Source organism: Streptomyces sp. NBC_00341 (genome assembly GCF_041435055.1).
Lineage (GTDB): Bacteria > Actinomycetota > Actinomycetes > Streptomycetales > Streptomycetaceae > Streptomyces.
Window position 1 is genome coordinate 4,377,646 of sequence record NZ_CP108002.1, and the last position, 15,912, is coordinate 4,393,557.

Annotated in this window: 16 protein-coding genes and 1 tRNA gene; 12 read left to right on the forward strand and 5 right to left on the reverse strand. The window is 69.8% G+C overall.

The genetic code is table 11. The annotated features are described in order from the left end of the window. Positions 1-18 precede the first annotated feature (18 nt). From paaA to OG892_RS19705, 6 genes are all read left to right on the forward strand, one after another. Positions 19-1,080: a 1,2-phenylacetyl-CoA epoxidase subunit PaaA gene (paaA, locus tag OG892_RS19680; protein ID WP_371629853.1), complete on the forward strand. Its 1,062-nt coding sequence runs from the start codon at positions 19-21 to the stop codon at positions 1,078-1,080. Further along, on the forward strand, positions 1,077-1,367 hold the full coding sequence (gene paaB / locus OG892_RS19685; protein ID WP_073733289.1) for a 1,2-phenylacetyl-CoA epoxidase subunit PaaB: 291 nt from the start codon (positions 1,077-1,079) through the stop codon (positions 1,365-1,367). The genes paaA and paaB overlap by 4 nt, the downstream gene beginning before the upstream one ends. Continuing rightward, a complete protein-coding gene (paaC, locus tag OG892_RS19690) occupies positions 1,364-2,065 on the forward strand; it encodes a 1,2-phenylacetyl-CoA epoxidase subunit PaaC (protein WP_073733288.1) in 702 nt (233 codons plus the stop codon). The genes paaB and paaC overlap by 4 nt, the downstream gene beginning before the upstream one ends. Next, positions 2,059-2,565: a 1,2-phenylacetyl-CoA epoxidase subunit PaaD gene (gene paaD, locus OG892_RS19695; RefSeq protein ID WP_371629854.1), complete on the forward strand. Its 507-nt coding sequence runs from the start codon at positions 2,059-2,061 to the stop codon at positions 2,563-2,565. Before paaC ends, paaD begins: the two co-directional genes overlap by 7 nt. Then, positions 2,566-3,624, forward strand: coding sequence for a 2Fe-2S iron-sulfur cluster-binding protein (locus tag OG892_RS19700; RefSeq protein ID WP_371629855.1), 1,059 nt, complete (start codon positions 2,566-2,568; stop codon positions 3,622-3,624). It abuts the gene before it with no gap. 153 nt (positions 3,625-3,777) lie between these two features. Next, complete coding sequence (locus tag OG892_RS19705) at positions 3,778-4,938, forward strand: acyl-CoA dehydrogenase family protein (protein ID WP_371631657.1); 1,161 nt, start codon at positions 3,778-3,780, stop codon at positions 4,936-4,938. Between the two features lie 141 nt (positions 4,939-5,079). Here the strand turns inward: OG892_RS19705 and OG892_RS19710 are convergent, their stop codons facing one another. The 4 genes from OG892_RS19710 to OG892_RS19725 form a co-directional block, all read right to left on the reverse strand. Continuing rightward, positions 5,080-5,424 (reverse strand): rhodanese-like domain-containing protein, encoded by a 345-nt coding sequence (locus OG892_RS19710; RefSeq protein ID WP_073733284.1) that lies wholly within the window; start codon positions 5,422-5,424, stop codon positions 5,080-5,082. 47 nt (positions 5,425-5,471) lie between these two features. Next, entirely contained in the window at positions 5,472-6,476 is a 1,005-nt protein-coding gene (locus OG892_RS19715; protein WP_371629856.1) for a J domain-containing protein, read from the reverse strand. A gap of 58 nt (positions 6,477-6,534) precedes the next feature. Next, positions 6,535-7,986, reverse strand: a complete 1,452-nt coding sequence (locus tag OG892_RS19720) for a DUF2252 domain-containing protein (protein ID WP_073733282.1) — start codon at positions 7,984-7,986, stop codon at positions 6,535-6,537. A gap of 177 nt (positions 7,987-8,163) precedes the next feature. Then, positions 8,164-8,511: a helix-turn-helix domain-containing protein gene (locus OG892_RS19725; protein WP_073733281.1), complete on the reverse strand. Its 348-nt coding sequence runs from the start codon at positions 8,509-8,511 to the stop codon at positions 8,164-8,166. A gap of 127 nt (positions 8,512-8,638) precedes the next feature. Here OG892_RS19725 and OG892_RS19730 point away from each other — a divergent pair, with 127 nt between their 5' ends. Beyond that, positions 8,639-9,250, forward strand: a complete 612-nt coding sequence (locus OG892_RS19730; protein WP_073733280.1) for an FMN-dependent NADH-azoreductase — start codon at positions 8,639-8,641, stop codon at positions 9,248-9,250. Between the two features lie 271 nt (positions 9,251-9,521). Here OG892_RS19730 and OG892_RS19735 read toward each other — a convergent pair. Beyond that, a tRNA-Leu gene (locus tag OG892_RS19735) sits at positions 9,522-9,604 on the reverse strand. 317 nt (positions 9,605-9,921) lie between these two features. Between OG892_RS19735 and OG892_RS19740 the strand changes: the two genes are divergently transcribed. From OG892_RS19740 to OG892_RS19760, 5 genes are all read left to right on the forward strand, one after another. After that, positions 9,922-10,815: a DUF3662 and FHA domain-containing protein gene (locus tag OG892_RS19740; protein WP_327337919.1), complete on the forward strand. Its 894-nt coding sequence runs from the start codon at positions 9,922-9,924 to the stop codon at positions 10,813-10,815. Between the two features lie 10 nt (positions 10,816-10,825). Further along, the gene (locus OG892_RS19745; protein ID WP_073733278.1) at positions 10,826-11,341 is read left to right on the forward strand and encodes an FHA domain-containing protein; all 516 of its coding nucleotides are present in this window, start codon (positions 10,826-10,828) and stop codon (positions 11,339-11,341) included. A 129-nt stretch (positions 11,342-11,470) separates the two neighbouring features. Next, positions 11,471-12,967 (forward strand): Stp1/IreP family PP2C-type Ser/Thr phosphatase, encoded by a 1,497-nt coding sequence (locus OG892_RS19750; RefSeq protein ID WP_073733721.1) that lies wholly within the window; start codon positions 11,471-11,473, stop codon positions 12,965-12,967. A 23-nt stretch (positions 12,968-12,990) separates the two neighbouring features. Next, a complete protein-coding gene (locus tag OG892_RS19755; RefSeq protein ID WP_073733277.1) occupies positions 12,991-14,400 on the forward strand; it encodes an FtsW/RodA/SpoVE family cell cycle protein in 1,410 nt (469 codons plus the stop codon). Beyond that, positions 14,397-15,857 carry a penicillin-binding protein 2 gene (locus tag OG892_RS19760; RefSeq protein WP_328866299.1) on the forward strand — a complete coding sequence of 487 codons (1,461 nt, stop codon included), beginning with the start codon at positions 14,397-14,399 and terminating at the stop codon, positions 15,855-15,857. The genes OG892_RS19755 and OG892_RS19760 overlap by 4 nt, the downstream gene beginning before the upstream one ends. The last annotated feature ends 55 nt before the right edge of the window (positions 15,858-15,912 follow it).

Sequence of the window (15,912 nt, forward strand, 5' to 3'; positions counted from 1 at the left end):
GTCGGTAGGGAGTCCGGGATGGCGGCATTGACTGCGGGCCAGGCAGCGCAGGCGACAGCGGGCAGCACCGATGGGGCGGACGAGGCCCTGACGGCGGCCTTCGACGCCGCGGTGGCGGCCGACGAGCGCATCGAGCCACGTGACTGGATGCCCGATGCCTACCGCGCCTCGCTGGTCAGGCAAATGGCCCAGCACGCCCACTCCGAGATCATCGGCATGCAGCCGGAGGCCAACTGGATCACCCGCGCACCCTCGCTGCGCCGCAAGGCGATCCTGATCGCCAAGGTGCAGGACGAGGCGGGGCACGGCCTCTACCTCTACAGCGCGGCCGAGACCCTCGGTACCGGCCGCGAGGAGCTGCTCGACAAGCTCCACGCGGGTCGCCAGCGCTATTCGTCGATCTTCAACTACCCCACCCTGACCTGGGCGGACGTGGGCGCCATCGGCTGGCTCGTGGACGGGGCGGCGATCACCAACCAGGTGCCCCTGTGCCGCTGCTCCTACGGCCCCTACGCCCGCGCGATGGTCCGCATCTGCAAGGAGGAGTCCTTCCACCAGCGCCAGGGGTACGAGCTGCTGCTGGCCCTCAGCGGCGGCACGGCCGCCCAGCACGAGATGGCCCAGGACGCGGTGAACCGTTGGTGGTGGCCGTCCCTGATGATGTTCGGTCCGCCGGACGATGCCTCGTCGCACTCCGCCCAGTCGATGGCCTGGAAGATCAAGCGCCATTCCAACGACGAGCTGCGGCAGCGCTTCGTCGACATCTGCGTCCCGCAGGCGGAGGTGCTGGGCCTCACCCTCCCCGACCCGGACCTCCGGTGGAACGAGGAGCGCGGTCAGCACGACTTCGGGGCGATCGACTGGACGGAGTTCCAGGAGGTCCTGAAGGGCAACGGCCCGTGCAACGAGGAGCGCCTCACCCAGCGCCGCGGGGCACACGAGGAAGGCGCCTGGGTCCGCGAGGCAGCCGCCGCCTACGCACAGAAGCAACAAACGCAACAGACGCAACAAGCGCAGACGACGCGGACGACGCGGACGACGCGGACGACGGTCGTACCGAACGGGGAGGCGACAGCATGAGCAGCTCGACCGAATGGCCGCTGTGGGAGGTGTTCGTGCGCTCGCGGCGTGGCCTCTCCCACACCCACGCCGGCAGCCTGCACGCGCCGGACGCCGAGATGGCGCTGCGCAACGCACGCGATCTGTACACACGCCGGTCCGAAGGGATCTCCGTCTGGGTGGTGCCGTCCACCCAGATCACGGCGTCCTCGCCGGACGAGAAGGACACGTTCTTCGAGCCGGCCGGTGACAAGCCGTACCGGCACCCCACGTTCTACAAGATCCCGGAAGGGGTGAAGCACCTGTGACCGCGGCTCTCGCCCTGGGCGACGACGCGCTGGTGCTGTCGCACCGGCTGGGGGAGTGGGCGGGCCACGCCCCCGTGCTGGAGGAGGAGGTGGCCCTCGCCAACATCGCACTGGACCTGCTGGGCCAGGCCCGCCTGCTGCTCTCCCTCGTCGGGGACGAGGACGAGCTGGCGTATCTGCGCGAGGAGCGCGCCTTCCGCAACGTCCAGCTGGTCGAGCAGCCGAACGGCGACTTCGCCCACACCATCGCCCGCCAGCTCTTCTTCTCCGTCCACCAGCACGGGCTGTACGAGCGACTGGCGGCCGGTGACGGCGAGTTCGCGGGCATCGCGGCGAAGGCCGTCAAGGAGGTCGCCTACCACCGGGACCACGCCGAGCAGTGGACCCTGCGCCTCGGGGACGGCACACCGGAGAGCCACGACCGGATGCAGCGCGCGGTGGACGCGCTGTGGCGCTTCACCGGTGAGCTGTCCCAGCCCGTCGAAGGCGTCGAGGTGGACTGGAACGCCCTGCGGAGCGACTGGCTGGCGTCCGTCACCACCGTGCTGGAGCGGGCCACGCTGACCGTGCCGACCGGACCGCAGTCCGGCGCCTGGACGGCCGGAGCGGGCCGCCAGGGCATCCACACCGAGCCCTTCGGCCGGATGATCGCCGAGATGCAGCATCTGCACCGCAGCCACCCGGGGGCGTCATGGTGACCCGCACGGCGCTGGAGGACGAGCTGCGCGGCCTCGCCGGCTCCGTCCCGGACCCGGAGCTGCCGGTGCTGACCCTGGAGGAGCTGGGCGTGCTCCGGGGTGTGGAGGTGCTGGCACCGGGCCGTGTCACGGTCCGGCTCACTCCCACCTACACCGGCTGCCCCGCGATAGAGACGATGTCCACGGACATCGAGCGGGTGCTGCTCGACCACGGCATGACCGAGGTCTCCGTGGTCACCGTCCTCACCCCGGCCTGGTCCACGGACGACATCAGCGCGGAGGGGCGCCGCAAGCTCACCGAGTTCGGCATAGCGCCTCCTCGGCCGCACGACACGGCCTCGCCCGCCGCCGGACCCGTGCCGCTCGCCCTGTCGGTGCGCTGCCCGCACTGCGGCTCCATCGATACGGAGCTGCTGAGCCGGTTCTCGTCCACCGCCTGCAAGGCGCTGCGCAGGTGTGTGACATGCCGCGAACCGTTCGACCACTTCAAGGAGTTGTAGATGTTCCATCCGCTCCGGGTCAGCGCGATCGAACGGCTCACGGACGATTCGGTCGCTGTCGACTTCGCCGTGCCGCCGGATCTGCGCGAGACCTTCCGCCACAGCCCTGGCCAGCACCTCAATGTCCGCTACACCGTCGACGGTGAGGAGGTCCGCCGCTCGTACTCGATCTGCGCACCGGCCGCCGAGCGGCCGGACGATCCGCGCCTGCGGGTGGGCATCCGGCTCGTTGACGGCGGCGCGTTCTCCACCTACGCGCTGAAGGAGCTCGCGGTCGGTGACCAGGTCGAGGCGATGCCCCCGATGGGCCGCTTCGTGCTCACCCCGCGCCCCGGTCAGTTCGCGGCGGTCGTGGGCGGCAGCGGGATCACCCCGGTGCTGTCCATCGCGGCGACGCTGCTGGCGCGGGAACCCGACGCCTCGTTCTGCCTGATCCGCAGCGACCGGACCGCCGCGTCGACGATGTTCCTGGACGAGGTCGCTGACCTCAAGGACCGCTATCCGGACCGGTTCCAGCTGGTCACCGCGCTCTCCCGGGAGGAGCAGCAGGCCGGTCTCCCCTCGGGCCGGCTGGACCGCGACCGGCTCACCGGCCTGCTGCCCGCGCTGCTCCCGGTGACCGATGTGGACGGCTGGTATCTGTGCGGCCCGCTCGGCCTGGTCCGGGCCGCCGAGGGCGCGCTGCACGGCCTGGGCGTCGAGCGGGCCCGCATCCACCAGGAGATCTTCCACGTCGACGACGGGCCCGGCGCCACGGTCCGCCCCCGGATCGAGGCCCCGGCGGACAGCGTGCTCACCGCGACCCTGGACGGCCGCTCGGGCAAGTGGCCCGTGCAGGAGGGCGAATCACTGCTGGAGACGGTGCTCCGCAGCCGCTCGGACGCACCGTACGCCTGCAAGGGAGGCGTGTGCGGTACGTGCAGGGCCTTCCTGGTCTCGGGCGAGGTCCGGATGGACCGCAACTTCGCGCTCGAACCGGAAGAGACGGGGGCCGGCTATGTACTGGCCTGCCAGTCCCATCCGGTGACCGGGGAGGTGGAGCTCGACTTCGACCGGTGAGCGCGCCACTCGGCGCACCCGCACTGCACTGCGCTGCACCGCACTGCGCCGCACGGCACCGCACCGCACCTGTTCCCTTCTTGTAGAACCTGTTCTATCTTGACGCTCCGTCAGGTCCGGTACGGGCACAGCGGTTCGCGGGAGGCCAGGACAGTGGACTTCACCTACACCGAGGAACAGCAGGCAGCCGCAGAGGCGGCACGGGCGGTCTTCTCGGGCGTCGCGCCCGACGTGGTTCCCAGCCCCGCTCTCGTACCGGGTGCGGTGGCCGAGGACATCGACAGGCCGCTGTGGGCCGGGCTCGCCGCCGGGGATCTGCTGAGCCTGACGCTGTCGCCCGAGCACGGCGGGGCCGGCCTCGATCTGATCGCGCTCTGCCTGGTGCTGCGCGAGTCCGCGAAGGTCCTCGCCCGGGTCCCGCTGCTGGAGACGTGCGCGGTCGCGATGGCGCTCCAGCGGTACGGGGACCAGGGGCTGGCCGCCGAACTGCTGCCCGGCGTCGGCCGCGGCGAGCTCGTTCTCACCGTCGGGGCCAACGGGCGCACCGGCCACGATCCGGCCGAACTCGCCGTCACCGCACGCCCGGACGACACCGGGCACGGGGGCGACAGCTCGGAAGCCGGCTGGGTGCTGGACGGTGTGCAGTCGGCCGTGCCGTGGGCGCAGACAGCGGACTGGATCGCGGTGCCCGCCCACACCGGGGACGGCCGCGCCGTTGTGGCCATGGTCCGGCGCGGCCACGACGGCCTCACCATCGCGGAGCAGGTCTCCACCAGCGGTGAACTGTTCGGTGAGGTACGGCTGGACGCGGTACGGATCGCGCGCCGCGAGCTGATCGACGCAGCCGACGCCTGGGAGTGGCTGCACGCACTGCTCACCACCGGAACCTGCGCGCTCGCGCTGGGGCTGGGTGAGGCCGTGCTGGCCATGACGAGTGAGTACACCGGGAAGCGCGAGCAGTTCGGCTTCCCTGTGGCGACCTTCCAGGCCGTCGCCGTACAGGCCGCAGACCGCTACATCGACCTGCGGGCCATGGAGGTGACCCTCTGGCAGGCCGCCTGGCGGATCGCGACCGGCGGGAGTGGCGCGCTGCCCCCGGCGGGCGATGTCGCCGTGGCGAAGATCTGGGCGTCGGACGGGGTCCGCCGGGTCGTGCAGACCGCACAGCACCTGCACGGCGGCTTCGGCGCGGACACCGACTACCCCTTGCACCGCTTCCACGCCTGGGCGAAGCAGATCGAGCTCTCTCTCGGCCCGGCCGCCGCCCACGAGGAGGCACTGGGCGACCTGCTGGCCGCGCACCCCCTGGACTGAACACGCCCCCCGCCAGGGGGCCGGAGGAACCTCGGAGAAGCCCATCCCGCGTCCCGGCCCGTCCCGGCCAGAGAAAGCCAGGAGACAGGCAGAGGCAGAGACAGCCAGGAGACACCCGGGCCCCAGGTGGCGGACGGTCGGTCAGGCTACGAAGGCCGGGTTACCGCTCTCGGTGACCATCGGGCGACCGGCGGCATCCCAGGCGAGCATGCCGCCGTCGATGTTCACGGCGTCGATGCCCTGCTGCACCAGGTACTGGGTGACCTGGGCGGACCGGCCACCGACCCGGCACATCACATGCACGCGCCGACCGTCCTCCGCCGCCTCCGTCAGCTCACCGAAGCGGCCCACGAAGCCGCTCATAGGGATGTGCAGGGCGCCGTCGACGTGCCCGGCCGCCCATTCGTCGTCCTCCCGTACGTCCAGCACGAGGCCGTCCGCCGGCACCGCCGTCACATCGACCGTGGGAAGCGGGCCGAAATTCATGGGTCACGCCTTCTCTCGTTGGTTACGCTCCGAAATCCCCGGAAACGCTACTGCACCAGGGCCGCCAGTTCCGCCTCACGCTGCGACACCTCGCCCAGCAGCTGGTCCGCGATCTCTTCGAGCAGGTGATCCGGATCGTCCGGGGCCATCCGCAGCATGGCGCCGATCGCGCTCTGCTCCAGCTCCTGCGCGAGCACCGTCAGCAGTTCCTTGCGCTGGGTCAGCCAGTTCAGCCGGGCGTAGAGCTCATCGGCCTCGCCCAGCTCCGTCTCAGGAGCGGCCGGCCCGGCCGCCCACTCCTGGGCCAGCTCCTTGAGCAGTTCCTCGTCCCCACGCCCGTAGGCGGCGTTGACGCGGGTGATGAACTCGTCCCGACGGGCCCGCTCCTCCTCGTCCTGGGCCAGATCCGGATGGGCCTTGCGCGCCAGCTCGCGGTACAGCTTGCGGGCCTCCTCGGTCGGCCGGACCCGCTTCGGCGGCCGGACGGGCTGCTCGGTCAGCATCGCGCTCGCCTCGGGGGACAGCCCGTCGGAGTCCATCCAGTCGTGGAACAGCTCGTCCACACCCGGCATGGGCATCACGACCGCCCGCGCCTCCTGCGCCTTGCGCAGATCCTCGGGGTCGCCGGTCCTCGCGGCCCGTGCCTCCGCGATCTGCGCGTCGAGCTCGTCGAGACGCGCGTACATCGGGCCCAGCCGCTGGTGATGCAGCCGGGAGAAGTTCTCCACCTCCACCCGGAAGGTCTCCACCGCGATCTCGAACTCGATCAGGGCCTGCTCGGCGACCCGCACGGCATGCGCGAGACGCGCCTCGGGCCGCGGCTGCTCGGCAGGCCCGCCGCCGGCACCGTCGGCCGGCGCCCCGGCGGGGGGAGCGGTCGCGGCGTGCGCGCCGTCCGGGCGGCCGGGCCGCTCGTCCTGCCGGTCCTGGTCCTGCCGGTTCCGGTCCTGGTCCTGGGAGCCCTGGTCCTGCACGTCCTGGTCCTGCCGGTCGTCGTCCTGCCGGTCATCGTCGTTCCGGGTGGTCGGCACCCCGGCGGCTTCGTGGGTCACCCGTCCAGCGTATGGCCACGGCCAACGCCCCGGAGACGCGCGGTCCGCGCAACGGGTGTCACACCCCCGGCTCGGCTGCTGTCCGGCCCGCGCCTATCGCCCGCACGAGCTCGGCGTGGTCCGCCTCCGTACGGTCCGCGTAGGTCACCGCGAACGCGGCCACCGCCTCGTCCAGCTCGTCGTTCTTGCCGCAGTAGCCCGCGATGAGCCTCGGGTCGGCGCTGTGCGCGTGCGCACGGGCCAGCAGCGCGCCGGTCATCCGGCCGTAGTCGTCGACCTGGTCGGCGGCGAGGGCCGCGGGGTCGACGCTGCCCTTGCGGTTCCTGAACTGCCGCACCTGGAAGGGCCGCCCGTCCACGGTCGTCCAGCCGAGCAGGATGTCGCTGACGACCTGCATCCGCTTCTGCCCGAGCACCACCCGGCGCCCCTCGTGCGCCACCTCCGGCACCTCGAACCCGGCAGCGGGCAGATGGGGCGCCAGCACCGAGGGCCTGGCCTCCTTCACCTGAAGCACCAGCGGCTCGCCCCGGTGGTCCAGCAGCAGCACCACATAGGACCGGGTGCCCACGCTCCCCGTGCCGACCACCCGGAACGCCACATCGTGGATCGCGTACCGGGCGAGCAGCGGCACCCGGTCCGGTGAGACGGTGCCCAGGTAGTCAGCGAGCCCCGCCGCCACGGCCGCGGCCTCCGCGTCCGGTACCCGGCGCAGCACCGGGGGTGCGTCGACGAACCGGCGTCCGCCGTCCCCCGATTCCTCCGTGGACTTCGCGGCGAAGCGGGCGCTGGTGTTGTTGCGGGCCTTCTCGGAGACCCGCTCCAGCGTGCCGAGCAGATCACGCGCGTCCGTGTGCGAGACGAGCTCCTCGTCCGCGATGGCGTTCCAGGCGTCGAGCGCGGGCAGCTTGGCCAACAGCCGCATCGTCCGCCGGTAGGCGCCCACCGTGTCGTACGCGCCCCTGCGGCACGTCTCCTCGTCCGCGCCCGCCTCACGGCCCGCGAGCACCAGCGAGGTGGCCAGACGCTTGAGATCCCACTCCCACGGCCCGGTCACGGTCTCGTCGAAGTCGTTCAGGTCGATGACCAGGTTGCCGCGCGCATCGCCGTACAGACCGAAGTTGGCCGCGTGGGCGTCGCCGCAGAGCTGGGCCGCCACCCCGGTGACAGGGGTGCCCACCAGATCGTGGGCCATCAGCCCGGCCGAACCCCGGAGAAAGGCGAACGGGGTGGCGGCCATCCGCCCCACCCGGATCGGCGTGAGCTCGGGCACCCGGCCCCGGTTCGACTCCTCGACCGCCCTGACCGCGTCGGGCCTGCCCTCGGGCAGGACCAACGACGCGTGCGAGGACCGGGGCACCCGCTCACGCAGCGCCTTGCCCGCGTCTCGCGGCGACCGCGGGCCCCCGGACCCCTTCGGATACGCGCGCCGGGCGAACCCGGGCACGACCGGAATACGCGGATCCCCGTCCAAGGCCCGCTGTACCCGCACCGTCGCTTCGATCTCACCCATGGCGCGCAGCTCCCCCCGGCCGCCCGAAGCCGCCGCCCGGCGACCCGGTCCAACATCAACTGCCGACGACGGTACCGCCGTTCACCGGCAACCGTCTCCCCCTGTGGACAACCGCTTGGACGACCGCTCCGAGACCTGTGGACAACCCCCGGCACAGCCTGATCCAAACGAAATGCCCTAGCAGTCGCCCCCGCCGTCCGTCAGATGCGTCTCCGCCCAGCGCCCCAGCTCCTTGAGCGCGGGCTCCATCGCGGCGCCGGCCTGGGTCAGGCGGTACGAAACCCGCAGCGGCGGCCCCTCGTCGACCTCCCGGACCACCAGGCCCGCCGTCCCCAGTTCGGACAGCCGGTCCGAGAGCATGCGCTCACTGATGCCGGGAATCGCTCGCCGCAGATCGGCGAAGTGCACGGGCTGCTGCATCAGCACGGAGACGATCGGCCCCGTCCAACGCTTGCCGAACAGCTCGAAGACGCGGCTGATGCTCACGTCGACCCGTCGGCACGCCTGCTCGCTGTGATCCGCCATACGCCCAGGGTACTGCGCCATCACCAGGAGCTTACGATTAGTAAGCCACTATGTTATTACTAGGTACATACGAAAACGAGGCCCGTCTCACCAGCCCGCCTCGCTACTGACACCCCTGGAGACACCCATGGCCACCCTCCTTCACCTCGACTCCGCTGTTTTCCCCCAGGGATCGGCGTCACGCGAGGTCACCGCCGCGTTCGTGGAGGCCTGGCGCGAGCAGCACCCCGACGGGCAGGTCGCCTACCGTGATCTCGCCGTCGACCCGCTGCCGCACCTGGACGCCGCGGCCGCCGCCGCCGGCGCCGAGCACCCGCTGCGCAGCGAACTGGCCGCCGAGCTGATCGCCGCGGACGCGGTGCTGATCGGCGCACCGATGTACAACTTCTCGATTCCGTCGACCCTGAAGGCGTGGCTCGACCACGTGATCATCGCGGGCCACAACACCGGCCCCGACAGCCCGGTGGCCGGCACCCCGATCACGGTCGTCGCCAGCCGCGGCGGTTCCTACGCCGCCGGCACCCCGCGCGAGGGCGCCGAGTTCGTCCAGAACTATCTGGCGACGCTGCTGACGTCCATGTTCGCCGCCGAGGTCGACTTCATCGTCCCGGAGCTCACCCTGGCCCACAGCAATCCGGCGATGGCCGAGCTGATCCCGCTCGCCGAGGCCTCCCGCGCGAAGGCGCTCACCGACGCCACGGAGAAGGCCAAGAGCCTCGCATCCCGACTCGCTGCCTGAGATACCCCAAGCACCTGAACACCTGAGGCCCCCGAGACGCCCGGGGCGCCTGCCATACATACGGAAGGCCGGGGTCTCGTGGACCCCGGCCTTCCGTAACGATCCCAGCACTCCCGACCGACCGTGCGGCTCCCCCTGTGCCGCACCGACGGGCATCAATCGGGCGTTTCACGTGAAACCAAGACCGGCCGACCGGCCCCGGACCGAACCACCGGTCCCGGATCAAACCGAAGAAGCCCCGCAGACCAAGGTCTGCGGGGCTTCTCTCTTGTGCGCGAGGGGGGATTTGAACCCCCACGTCCCTAAGGACACTGGCACCTGAAGCCAGCGCGTCTGCCGTTCCGCCACTCGCGCATGAGCGGTGTTTCCAGAAACCCTCACTTTTCGGTGCGAGCCCCTGGCGACATCAGGAAGATTAGCACGCTGGACAGGGCGGATTCACATCCCTTTGTTTCGTCGAACGCCTGACGGGAACCGGGAACCCGGACCCGGCGCCCCCCACTCCTCCTGAGTGCACCCAAGGTGCGGGACACTGTGAGGAGACCGCCTCTACGATCCGTGTGAGGGGGGACACTCATCCGCAGTGCAGACAAGGGGAACCAGCCGATTTCCCGACGCGTGGATACGATCAGTAAGCAGTACAGGGACGACGACACCGGAGGAGGTGCCCCATGGGAGTCATGAAGCGTTTCGAGCAACGTCTCGAAGGTCTCGTCAATGGCACTTTCGCCAAGGTCTTCAAGTCCGAGGTGCAGCCGGTCGAGATCGCTGGAGCTCTCCAGCGGGAGTGCGACAACAACGCCACCATCTGGAACCGCGAGCGGACCGTCGTCCCCAACGACTTCATCGTCGAACTCAGCGCACCCGACTACGAGCGGCTCAGCCCGTACTCGGGCCAACTGGGCGACGAGCTCTCGGGTCTGGTCCGGGACTACGCCAAGCAGCAGCGGTACACCTTCATGGGCCCCATCAAGGTCCACCTGGAGAAGGCCGACGACCTCGACACCGGTCTCTACCGGGTACGCAGCCGCACGCTGGCATCGAGTTCGTCACAGCAGGGCCAGCCCGAGCAGCAGGGTTTCCAGAACCAGCCCGGACAGTCCGCCGCCCCGCCCCGTACCGGCCACGGGCGCCCTGCCGCCCCGCAGGCCCCCGGCGGCTACGGCTACCCGCCCACCTCCGCCCCGCCCATGCCCGCGGCCCCGCCGCCGGGCGCGGGGCGTCCCGCAGCACCCGCATCCGACCGGCGCCCGCCGGCCAATCCCAGCCCCCTGCCGAACACGCAGGTGCGACGCTGGATCGAGATCAATGGCACCCGCCATCAGATCTCCCGCCCGACGTTGGTGATGGGCCGCAGCACCGACGCCGACGTGCGGATCGACGACCCCGGCGTATCCCGCCGGCACTGTGAGATCCGGACCGGAACGCCCTCGACGATCCAGGATCTCGGGTCTACCAACGGCATCGTGGTAGACGGGCAGCACACAACCCGCGCTACGCTCCGCGACGGCTCGCGGATCGTCGTGGGCAACACCACCATCGTTTACCGGCAAGCCGAAGGGTGAAGCGGGGGCAATGTCAGAGCTGACCCTTACGGTCATGCGGCTAGGTTTCCTGGCTGTTCTGTGGCTGTTCGTGATCGTGGCCGTCCAGGTCATCCGCAGCGACCTGTTCGGAACGCGCGTAACGCAGCGCGGCTCACGCCGCACTGCGAACGACGCACGCCCGCCACAGGCACGCCAAACCGCCGCGGCACCGCCGCAGCAACGCCAGCAGCCCGGCCGCCAGCGCCGGGGAGCGCCGACCAAGCTGGTCGTGTCCGAGGGCACCCTCACCGGCACCACGGTGGCGCTCCAGGGGCAGACCATCTCGCTGGGCCGCGCCCATGACTCAACGATCGTGCTGGACGACGACTACGCGTCCAGCAGGCATGCCAGGATCTACCCCGACCGTGACGGCCAGTGGATCGTCGAGGATCTCGGGTCCACCAACGGCACGTATCTGGACCGGACCCGTCTCACCACCCCGACGCCTGTTCCGCTGGGCGCGCCGATCCGGATCGGCAAGACCGTCATCGAGCTGCGGAAGTAGTACGACAATGAGCGAGCGGAGCGAGCGAGCCGCGGAGACCCGGGCATCGGACCCGGCAGGGCTCCCGACCGGAGGGTGGGCAGTGTGGCGCGAGACCGGCTGTACCCCGAACCGACGGGCGAGGTGCGCATGAGTCTTTCCCTGCGCTTCGCCGCCGGATCGCACAAGGGCATGATCAGGGAAGGCAACGAGGACTCCGGCTACGCCGGACCCCGCCTTCTCGCCATCGCCGACGGAATGGGCGGACAGGCGGCGGGTGAGGTCGCCAGTTCCGAGGTGATCTCCACGCTCGTCCAGCTGGACGACGACGTACCCGGTTCCGACATCCTCACCTCGCTCGGTACGGCGGTCCAGCGGGCCAACGACCAGCTGCGCATGATGGTCGAGGAGGACCCGCAGCTGGAGGGCATGGGCACCACGCTCACCGCCCTCCTGTGGACCGGTCAGCGGCTCGGCCTCGTACATGTCGGTGACTCACGCGCGTACCTGCTGCGTGACGGCGTACTGACCCAGATCACGCAGGACCACACCTGGGTCCAACGGCTGGTCGACGAGGGCCGGATCACCGAGGAGGAGGCCACCACCCACCCGCAGCGCTCCCTGCTGATGCGCGCGCTGGGCAGTGGCGACCACGTCGAACCCGACCTCTCCATCCGCGAGGTCCGGGCCGGCGACCGTTATCTGATCTGCTCCGACGGCCTCTCCGGCGTTGTCTCCCACCAGACGATGGAGGAGACGCTCGCCAGCTACCAGGGGCCGCAGGAGACCATCCAGGACCTGATCCAGCTCGCTCTGCGCGGCGGTGGCCCGGACAACATCACCTGCATCGTCGCGGACGTCTTCGACGTCGACGGCAACGACACCCTGGCCGGGCAGCTCAACGACACCCCGGTCATCGTCGGCGCGGTGGCGGAGAACCAGGCCGCCCAGCTGAACGACGGCGGCGCGATGCAGACCCCCGCCGGACGGGCGGCAGGCCTCGGCCGCCCCGTCCCGCCGCCCTCGGGCGGCTTCGGCCCGCCCGGCAGCGGTGACGACTCCGGGTACGACGGAATGCCGGACGGGTCCTTCGGGTCCTACTCCGACGAGGACTTCGTCAAGCCCGGCGGCCGCAAGTGGCTCAAGAGGTCGCTGTACGTGGTGCTCGCGCTGGCGGTCATCGGCGGCGGTCTGTACGGCGGCTACCGCTGGACGCAGACCCAGTTCTACGTGGGCGCGAAGAACGACAACGTCGCGCTGTACCGGGGCATCAGCCAGGACCTCGCCTGGGTCTCGCTCTCGAAGGTGGAGAACGACCACCCCGAGATCGAACTCAAGTACCTGCCGCCCTACCAGCGCAAGCAGGTCGAGGCGACCATCACCGAGGGCAACCTCGCGGACGCCCGCGAGAAGATCGACGAACTCTCCGCCCAGGCGACTGCCTGCAAGAAGGACGCACAGCGCCGCGCAGCCGAGAAGAACGCCCCCAGTGACGAGGGCCAGGCCGGCGGTACGGACACGGACACCAACAAGTCGTCCGGAAAGTCCGACACCACCAAGACCAACAAGACTTCAGCGACTCCCACTCCTGGTCCCAGCCTCTCGGAGGAAGAGAAGAAGCTGGTCCCGCAGTGCGGTAAGCAGTAAAGCCGTAGGGGGCCTTCAGCACTATGAGCGTTGTCACCAACACGACCACGATCGGCGCGATCGACGCACCGAGCCGGCGCAACACCGAACTGATGATGATGGTCTTCGCCATCGCCATCTCGGTGTTCGCCTACGCCAACGTGGGTCTCGCCATTGACGGGAGCCTCCCGTCCGGCATGTTCGGTTACGGAGCGGGGCTCATCCTGCTCGGCGGCGTCGCCCACCTCGTGGTGCGCAAGTTCGCCCCGTACGCGGACCCGCTGCTCCTGCCGCTGGCCACCCTGCTCAACGGCCTCGGCCTGGTGCTGATCTGGCGACTGGACCAGTCGCCCAGGCTGATCCAGCGAGCGGAGTACCTGTACGGCTCGTACAGCCCGGACGCCCCCAAGCAGCTGCTGTACTCGGCCATCGGCGTCGCGCTCTTCGTCGCCGTACTGATCGTCCTCAAGGACCACCGCATCCTCCAGCGCTACACGTACATCTCGATGGTCGCGGCGCTGATCCTGCTGGTCATCCCGATGTTCTTCCCCGCGGTGAACGGCGCGAAGATCTGGATCAGCCTCGGCTCGTTCACCATCCAGCCGGGCGAGTTCGCCAAGATCCTCATCGCCGTGTTCTTCTCCGGCTACCTCATGGTCAAGCGGGACGCGCTGGCACTGGCCAGCCGCCGTTTCATGGGGATGTACCTGCCGCGCGGACGCGACCTCGGCCCGATCATCACCATCTGGGCCCTGTCGATCCTGATCCTCGTCTTCGAGACCGACCTCGGTACGTCCCTGCTGTTCTTCGGTCTGTTCGTCGTCATGCTGTACGTCGCCACCGAGCGGACCAGCTGGATCGTCTTCGGTCTGCTGATGTCGGCAGCCGGTGCGGTGGGGGTGGCGTCCTTCGAGCCTCACGTGCAGGAACGAGTGAACGCCTGGCTCGAACCGTTCTCCAAGGCGACGATGGCGCAGAGCGACCAGATCGCCCAGTCCCTCATGTCATTCGGTTCCGGCGGCACACTCGGCACCGGCCTTGGCCAGGGACACTCGGACCTGATCATGTTCGCCGCCAACGCGGACTTCATCCTCTCCACCGTCGGCGAGGAGCTGGGGCTGGCCGGGATGATGGCCGTCCTGCTGATCTACGGGCTGATCGTCGAGCGGGGCGTCCGCACCGCCCTCGCAGCCCGTGACCCCTTCGGCAAGCTCCTCGCGATCGGCCTCTCCGGCGCCTTCGCAATCCAGGTCTTCGTGGTGGCCGGCGGCGTCATGGGACTCATCCCGCTCAGCGGTATGACCATGCCCTTCCTCGCATACGGTGGTTCGTCCGTACTGGCCAACTGGGCACTGATCGCCATCCTGATCCGGATCAGCGACACCGCCCGCCGCCCCGCCCCGGCCCCCGCGCCGACCTCCGACGCCGAGATGACCCAGGTGGTCCGACCGTGAACAAGCCCCTGCGCCGGATCGCGATCTTCTGCGGCGTCCTCATCTTCGCCCTGCTCGCGCGGACCAACTACCTCCAGTACGTGAAGGCCGACGAGCTCAACACCCGCGACGAGAACCGCCGCGTCCGCATCGAGCGGTACGCCCACGAGCGCGGCGACATCATCGTCGACGGCGGCAAGGCCGTCACCGGGTCCAAGGAGACCGAGGACAGCGACTTCAAGTACAAGCGGGTCTGGCAGGACGGCCCCATGTGGGCCCCGGTCACCGGCTACTCCTCGCAGGCCTTCGGGGCCACCCAGCTGGAAAGCATCGAGGACGGCATCCTCACCGGCAACGACGACCAGCTGTTCTTCGACCGCACCATGTCGATGTTCACCGGCGACAAGAAGCAGGGCGGCAACGTCGTCACCACGCTCAACTCCGCCGCGCAGAAGGCCGCCTTCACGGGGCTCGGTGACAAGAAGGGCGCCGTCGCCGCCCTCGACCCGCAGACCGGCGCCATCCTGGCACTCGCCAGCACGCCCTCGTACGACCCCTCGACTTTCGCGGGCAACTCCGACAAGGACTCCAAGGCCTGGCAGACGCTCCAGAAGGACAAGGACAAGCCGATGCTCAACAGGGCGTTGCGCGAGACCTACCCGCCCGGTTCGACCTTCAAGATCGTCACCGCGGCCGCCGCCCTGGAGAACGAGCTCTACACCGACATCGACGCCAAGACGAATTCGCCGGTGCCCTTCCGTATGCCCCAGACCACCCAGGACCTGCCGAACGAGGGCAACATCCAGTGCGAGAACGTCTCGCTCCGGGAGGCGCTGCGGATTTCCTGCAACACCGTCTTCGGCAAGATCAGCGATGACCTCGGCAACCAGAAGATGATCGACGAGGCCGACAAGTTCGGCTTCAACAAGGAAGTCTTCACCCCGGTCCGCGCCGACGCGAGCGTCTACCCCAAGGACAACCCGCCGCAGAACGCGATGGCCGGCATCGGTCAGGCGTCCAACCGCGCCACCCCGCTCCAGATGGCCATGGTGGCCTCCGCGGTCGCCAACGACGGCAAGCTGATGCAGCCGTACATGGTCGCCAAGCGGCAGTCGCCCAGCCTGGACGACATCTACACCCACGAGCCGGAGCAGCTCAGCCAGCCCCTGTCGGGTGAGAACGCCCAGAAGCTCCAGGAAATGATGAAGACCGTCGTCGAGTCGGGCACGGGCAGTAACGCCAAGATCCCCGGCGTCACCGTCGGCGGCAAGACGGGTACGGCCCAGCACGGTCTCGGCAACAGTGAGAACCCGTACGCCTGGTTCGTCTCGTACGCGAAGACCGACAGCGGCTCCCCCGTCGCCGTCGCCGTGGTCGTCGAGGACAGCAAGGCCACCCGCGACGACATCTCCGGTGGCGGCCTGGCGGCCCCCATCGCGAAGAAGGTCATGCAGGCGGTCATCGACAGCAAGAAGTGACGCCCGTCACGCCGGGCGCCATATCCGCACGTTGGGATACCGGTCGGATATCAGG